The organism is Geofilum rhodophaeum, from assembly GCF_002210225.1.
Classification (GTDB): domain Bacteria; phylum Bacteroidota; class Bacteroidia; order Bacteroidales; family Marinilabiliaceae; genus Geofilum; species Geofilum rhodophaeum.
Window position 1 is genome coordinate 105643 of the sequence record NZ_MWUJ01000013.1, and the last position, 7041, is coordinate 112683.

6 protein-coding genes are annotated in these 7041 nt (G+C 53.7%); all 6 read right to left on the reverse strand.

What is annotated here, in order from left to right:
* Positions 1–15 precede the first annotated feature (15 nt).
* The 6 genes from hemL to B4W65_RS17320 all read right to left on the reverse strand — a co-directional run bounded on the left by hemL (position 16) and on the right by B4W65_RS17320 (position 6585).
* Positions 16–1290 (reverse strand): glutamate-1-semialdehyde 2,1-aminomutase, encoded by a 1275-nt coding sequence (gene hemL / locus B4W65_RS12310; protein ID WP_088655465.1) that lies wholly within the window; start codon positions 1288–1290, stop codon positions 16–18.
* 263 nt (positions 1291–1553) lie between these two features.
* Entirely contained in the window at positions 1554–2519 is a 966-nt protein-coding gene (gene hemB / locus B4W65_RS12315) for a porphobilinogen synthase (protein WP_088655466.1), read from the reverse strand.
* A gap of 260 nt (positions 2520–2779) precedes the next feature.
* Positions 2780–3583 carry a uroporphyrinogen-III synthase gene (locus tag B4W65_RS12320; RefSeq protein ID WP_088655467.1) on the reverse strand — a complete coding sequence of 268 codons (804 nt, stop codon included), beginning with the start codon at positions 3581–3583 and terminating at the stop codon, positions 2780–2782.
* 28 nt (positions 3584–3611) lie between these two features.
* Entirely contained in the window at positions 3612–4538 is a 927-nt protein-coding gene (hemC, locus tag B4W65_RS12325; RefSeq protein WP_088655468.1) for a hydroxymethylbilane synthase, read from the reverse strand.
* Between the two features lie 36 nt (positions 4539–4574).
* Positions 4575–5828 carry a glutamyl-tRNA reductase gene (gene hemA, locus B4W65_RS12330; RefSeq protein WP_088655469.1) on the reverse strand — a complete coding sequence of 418 codons (1254 nt, stop codon included), beginning with the start codon at positions 5826–5828 and terminating at the stop codon, positions 4575–4577.
* 70 nt (positions 5829–5898) lie between these two features.
* On the reverse strand, positions 5899–6585 hold the full coding sequence (locus B4W65_RS17320; protein ID WP_158522847.1) for a class I SAM-dependent DNA methyltransferase: 687 nt from the start codon (positions 6583–6585) through the stop codon (positions 5899–5901).
* Between the last annotated feature and the right edge of the window lie 456 nt (positions 6586–7041).

Sequence of the window (7041 nt, forward strand, 5' to 3'; positions counted from 1 at the left end):
CAGGTCTTCTATAAGCTACAAAACACTTCCGGCCAATTCGATGTCGGCGTCGGAGTGGGCATCTGAAATAAAGGTGCACTCGAACTGTGAGGGCCCCAGGTACACGCCCTTATCGAGGGCCTTAATAAAGTACTGAGCAAAGCGCTGCGTGTCGGAGCTCATGGCCTGCGCAAAACTGCTGACTTCGGGGACTTCGGTAAAGAAAAGGGTAAGCATGCTGCCCATGCGATTGATCACACCGGGGGTGCCGGTCCGCTGAAGGCCCTCGCGCAACAGCGCTTCCAAACGAGCCGCTTTGCGTTCCAGATCCACATAGATTTGCGGATTGCCCTTCAATATTTTCAACATCTGAATGCCGGCTGCCATGGCCAGCGGATTGCCACTGAGCGTTCCGGCCTGGTAAACGGGACCTGCAGGCGCCAGCTGATTCATGATTTCTTCGCGTCCGCCATAGGCCCCAACCGGCAGTCCCCCACCAATAATCTTGCCCATAGTGGTCAGGTCGGGCAACACACCCAGACGCTCCTGGGCGCCACCCGGTGCCACACGAAAACCGGAAATCACCTCATCAAAAATGAGCAGGGAGCCATGCTTTTGGGTCAGTTCACGCAAACCTTCCAAAAACCCGGGCTTGGGCAGAATAACACCCATATTGCCGGGAACGGGCTCCACGATCACGGCAGCGATGTCGCTGCCGTGGGCAGCAAACAAGGCTTCCACAGAGCCCAGATCGTTGTATTCCGCAGTTAAAGTATCGGCGGCAGTGGCTTTGGTCACACCGGGACTATCGGGCAGCCCCAAAGTCAGCGCGCCCGAACCGGCCTTAATTAAAAAGCTGTCGGCATGCCCGTGAAAACAACCGGCAAACTTCACCACTTTATCGCGACCGGTAAAACCGCGGGCCAGACGAAGCGCGCTCATGGTGGCCTCAGTACCCGAATTTACCATCCGCACCTTATCCACCGAAGGCATCATCGCACAAATCAGCTCGGCCATCTCCGTCTCCAACAAAGTCGGTGCCCCATAGCTGGTTCCCCGCGCTGCCGCCTGCTGCACCGCCTGCACAATCTCCTCGCGCGCATGCCCCAAAATCATGGGTCCCCACGATGCCACAAAATCTACATAGCTGTTGCCGTCCAGGTCCCACACACGAGCCCCTTTAGCCCGATCAATGAAGAGCGGATCTCCGCCCACACTCTTAAATGCACGAACCGGCGAATTTACGCCCCCCGGTATCAACTTCTGCGCCTTCTCAAAGGCTGCTCTGCTTTTCTCGATATTTCTTTCCATAATACTATATCTACTTCCATCCTAAAGGCAGCTACGCTGCCGTGTGGACTTTAGTCCACTTTCCAGAACAGGCAGCTCTGCTGCCTGACCTATTTCTCCCTGTATGACCGAAGACTTTAGTCTGAGGTCGCGGGTTTCAACCCGCTTTCCAGAACAAGCGCAACGCGCTTGACAACTGCCTCCCAATAATAACCCAGGACTTCAGTCCTGGGACTTGACCACAGTGTCCTGGGGTTTGGGCTGGGGCAGCCCCCCCTGGGGGCCTACCCCAGCCCAAACTCCCGAGCATGATAAGTAATAATCACATCGGCTCCCGCCCGCTTGATCGAAGTCAAGATCTCCCGAATCATCCGCTGCTCATCTATCCATCCATTGGCAGCTGCCGCCTTCACCATCGAGAACTCTCCACTTACATTGTAGGCAACAATCGGTATATTGAAGTTGTCTTTCACCCTTCTGATTACATCCAAATAGCTCAAAGCCGGCTTAACCATAACCATATCGGCTCCCTCCAGAATGTCCTGCTCTACCTCGCGCAAAGCTTCATTACTGTTGGCCGGATCCATCTGGTAACTGCTGCGGTCGCCAAACTTGGGGGCACTCTCTGCTGCGTCACGAAACGGCCCGTAAAAAGCACTGGCAAATTTGGCCGAATAGGCCATTATGGGCAACTGGGAAAAGCCACCTTCATCGAGTGCCTGCCGTATGGCGGCCACCCGACCGTCCATCATGTCGCTGGGGGCGATCACATCTGCACCGGCCTCGGCCAGAGTCTGCGATTGCCGGGCCAACGTGGCTACGGTAAGATCGTTGTCCACCTCCCCATCGACCAGCGTGCCGCAATGCCCATGGGTGGTATATTCACAATTGCAAACGTCGGCAACTATGAGCACCTCCAGTTTTGCTTCACGCAAAGCTTTGATGGCACGGGGCACAATGGCATGGTGACTGCAGGCAACCTCGCCCGTCTCATCCTTCTCTTCGGGGATCCCGAACAGCAGGATGCTGCGCACCCCGGTATTTGTCACCAAATCGCGCACCTCTTCTACCAGCTGATCAATACTCAGCTGAAAGTTTCCCGGCATCGAGGCAATCGGGTTACGCACCCCGCTTCCGGGGCACACAAAATAAGGCATAATCAGGTCGGCGGCCTTCACTTCCGTCTCTCTTACCATCTCCCGCAAAAAAGGCGTCCGCCTCAATCTTCTCAATCTCGTAACTGGATACATAGCACCACGTTTTCTTATATAAAGGCAGCTCCGCTGCCTGACAACTCTCTCCATCCTAAAGGCAGCTCCGCTGCCGTGTGGACTTCAGTCCACTTTCCAGAACAGGCGGCTTTGCCGCCTGACAACTCTCTCCCAATCATAACCCAGGACTTCAGTCCTGGGACTTGACCACCGACTCCTGGCCTCTGACAGCAGACTACTGGCCTCTGACCACCGACTCCTGGGACCGGACCACCGTGTCCTGAGCTCTGACCACACCCCTACAGGCCACACGCCCTGCCCAAGCCCGCATAACTCTGTTCTTCGGCCTCGGCCCAGGGCTCCAGACCATAGGCACGTATCGCCTCCGAAGTCACCGTTCCAATGCTGACCAAACGCAAATGAAGCGCTCCCCACTCCGGAGCAAGAGGCGCCCGACACAACGCAAGCTCCTGCAAGGTAGCTGCGCCCAACTGATCGCCACGCAAAGCCAAAATCAGTCGGTCCACGGCGGAGGGACTCGAAACTGCGATGCAGTGGTAGCGACCGGACCTGATGCGCTCCAGCACCTCAGCATCCACCACAGCTACACTCCTGGTTTCGTACACGTCTACCCGGTCAAGCACCAAATTGGGCAACGTACTTATGAGCTTATCGGCCAGCACCGGACGAGCCAGACTGCCCAATGCCAACAACAACTTTTCGTCTCCCTTCAAATGGGGCAAGAACTCCTCGGCAAACACGGCGCCGGAATGCCCACTCCCACAAAAGGCAACAGAAGCACCAAGGGCTTCAGCTGCTTGGGCGGTGGGTGGACCAATAACAGCAATTTTGTGGCGGTCCCAGCTGGCAAAGCGTTTATGCCAACTCTTTACACCGTTTTTACTGGTGAATACCAGCCAATCGTAATCGGACAAGGGCCGTGGCACAACAAAATCTACAGGCCCCGTTTCAATCAGTGAGAAATCGATCAGGTCTAATCCCTGCTGGTTCACTTCCCGCGCAAAAGGATCTTCGCCCTCCGGCAACGGAAAAGTGCGAATGACTGCTGCTGTCTCTGTTTGCGATTTTGTTGATCTTCCCATGCCTGCACAAATACCTCGCGGGGCGGCACTATGCCCCTCTGATTTCCTTTAACAAAGCTTCGCCTCCCGATGCCAGCAATTTTTCAGCCAATTCAATGGCCAACTCTGTGGCCTCGTCCGGCATACAAATACATTTCTCCCGCAGCAATTTGGTTCCATCCAACGAAGCCACCAAGCCCTGAATTTCCATCAGGCCATCGTGCAATTCAGTATAACAGGCTATCGGCACCTGGCACCCTCCTTCAAGGGTGCGCAAGAAGGCCCTTTCGGCCATCACCCTTTGCCAGGTAGAGCCATCGCTTATGGCTTCCACAAAGGGCCAAATCTCTTCATCGTCTTCTCTTATTTGAAAACACACAGCACCCTGACTTACGGCAGGCAACATGGTACTGATGGGCAAATACTCCGTGATAAGATCCTCCAGTCCGAGCCGTTGAATACCGGCACCGGCCATAATCAAACCCTCACAATAACCATCCTGCATCTTTTGAATGCGCGACTGCACATTTCCACGAATGTCCACCAACTGCAGATAGGGATAGTGATTGAGCAACTGGGACTGGCGACGGAGACTCGATGTGCCGACTTTGTCGTTGCCCGAAAAGTCGTGCAAACGACGGCCATCGCGCGACAAAAACACGTCGCGGACTTCGCCCCGGGGCAAAACGCCGGCCAACTGCAAACCCTCCGGAAGTTCGGTAGGCATGTCTTTAAGACTGTGTACAGCAAGATCAATGCCCCCATCGAGCAGCGCCTGCTCAATTTCCTTGGTAAACAGCCCCTTGTCGCCAATTTTTGAAAGGGCCACATCCAAAATCTTGTCCCCCTTGGTCTGAATCACCACCACCTCGGTTTTCAGTCCCTCAAAAGCAGCTTCTAACTGCTTTTGCACCTCGTGTGCCTGCCACATTGCGAGCCGACTGCCACGGGTGCCTATTCGAATAAGCTCCTTCATTTTGTCTGATTTATGTCGCTGAAGCGCCCGGTGCGGCTACTTCTTCTGCTCCTCAAAAAACAGATTGATGACCCCAATGTACTCCGTTCTGCGTCCGTTGTCGGTCACCTCCTTGAGCTGCTTCACCAGCTTGTTTTTAATCTTTTTGGAAATATAGCGGTTGAATTTCTGAACCTGCTCAAACTCTTCCTCTGAGAAGGAAGAGCGGTAAGTTTCCAGTTCCCGCTGATAAAGCCGTGAAATGGCCTTGTCGATATTCTGAATGGCAGGGGCCAGGTTCTGTTCGTTGAGCCATTGGGTAAATTCCTCCACCTTTTCTTCAACCACCGCCTCTGCCACTGACACGTACTCTTGTTTGCGTTCGGTATTCACAGCAATTACTTCTTTTAAATCGTCGACATTGAGCAGATTTACCGCGGGGACTTCTGCAACATCGACGTCGATGTTGCGCGGTACGCCCAAATCAATCATCACAATACGCTCGTGCCCGTTCAAATGGGGACGAATTTTTGTTGCGTTCAGAAGGGGTTCCTTCGCGGCCACCGAGGTCACAATAATCTCCGCATCGTGCACGCCCTGCATCAAATCATCAAAAGGCAGTACCCTGCCACCATAGGCTGCAGCCAATTCCACCGCCTTATCGTGCGTGCGATTGGTAACGGCAATATTTTTACAACCTTTCTTTACAAAATTCTTCAAAACCAGCTCACCGGTATCCCCGGCACCAATAACCAAAATGTGCCGATCCACCAAATTAGGAAACTGTTCACTGCATTTCTCCACCGCAGCATAGCTCACCGAGTAGGCCCCTTGGTTAAAAGGAGCCCTGATGCGCACCAGCTTACTGCATTCCAAAGCTTTATTAAACAAACGATGAAAAACTCGACCCACCGTTTTCTGCTGCTCAGCCTCTGCGTACGCGGCTTTAACCTGAGACACAATCTGATACTCTCCCAAAATCATGGAATCAAGTCCCGACACCACTCTGAACAGGTGTTGTACAGCCTCTTTATGATAGCGTTGAAAAAGAGCGGTGCGAATATCCTCCTCAATTCCAGTAAGCTCCATCAAGACAGTGCTCATCACTTTAAAAGCCCCATTGGTACAAATCCCCTCCGCCGCAAAATAAATCTCCGTTCGGTTACAAGTCGATAAAACCACCACCTCACGAAAATATTCGTTGGCCAACAAACGCTCCGTCAGTACCCGTGCCTCAGCGCCATCCAACGCCAAACGCTCCCGAATACCTACCGAAGCCGACTTGTAACTCAACCCTATAACACCAATCATAGCAAACGCACTCTTATGGGTTTTTAATCAAACTCTAAAATTACAAAAACTTCCGACACCCGGTCCTTCTTCACCCAACTTTCTTCTCCTTGGAGGCCACCCACATCACCAAGGGAAACTCCCGCAGCCCCGCAGCGGTCTCCTTTTCCATGATATAGCAAATATGATGATCCACCCTGGTAAAGCCAAGGTTTTTGAGCAGGGCCGAAAAGCGCTCCGGTTCAAAGCCCAGGTGGCCGTCGAAATCTTCGCCATGAAAAGACCCATCCTCCGATTTTAAATCCACCACAATCAGACAGCCCTCCTCGTCAAGCAAATCGTAAAGCCTGCGCAAAACCAGCTCCAACTCTCCCACGTGATGCATAACCATCAAAGCAAAAGCCACATCTACCGGAGCGCCGGTCCAGGCCTCCTGCTCCAAATTCACAAACACCGGGTGAAGGTCTGCAACGCTCCCATCCTGTTTGTCCTCCTGCTTGTCATCCTGCACCTCCTGCTCCAAAGCCCTGCACTTCTCCTCCATCACCCGCACCATTTCACGCGAGGCGTCCATCATGATTAGTTCAGCAAAAACATCCCGCAACAGCAAGCCCAAGGTTCCAGTGCCTGCTCCGTACTCCAGACCCCTTAACCCGGGCCGCTCCAAAAACCCGCGCGCGCTCAAGGCCGCCTTTATATCAGCAGCCACAGCCTCTGCACGCTTAAGTCGCCCGGGCTTCTGATCCCAGGTCCGTGCCCGCTCATCAAATTCGCTCATAAACAATAATCTTTCTTCATTTACCCCACAAAGATAAGCTTTCCCGCTAAACCAAGCCTCCATAATAAGGCAGCTCTGCTGCCGCGCGGACTTCAGTCCGCTTAAAACAAACAAGCGCACAGCGCTTGAAAACTTCCTCCCAACCATAACCCAGCCGACCCGCAAGTCCTCCCAGGACTGAAGTCCTGGGCCATGATTAAGACACAGCGGGGTGCCCCCTATAGGGGCAAGGACAAAAAAGGGGACTGAAGTCCCCTCGAGGCTTCGCCTCGATACAAGCCCGGGGCACGGGTGCCCCGAGGCCGCGGACTTCAGTCCGCTTTCCAGAACAGCGCAAAGCGCTGACCACTTCCTCCCAATCATAACCCAGGGTTTCAACCCCATAGCCGTCAGGCTAACATGCTTAACTTGCTGATCACCAACCGTTTGGCATAGGCAGTTCTTTTTTTACCCCAT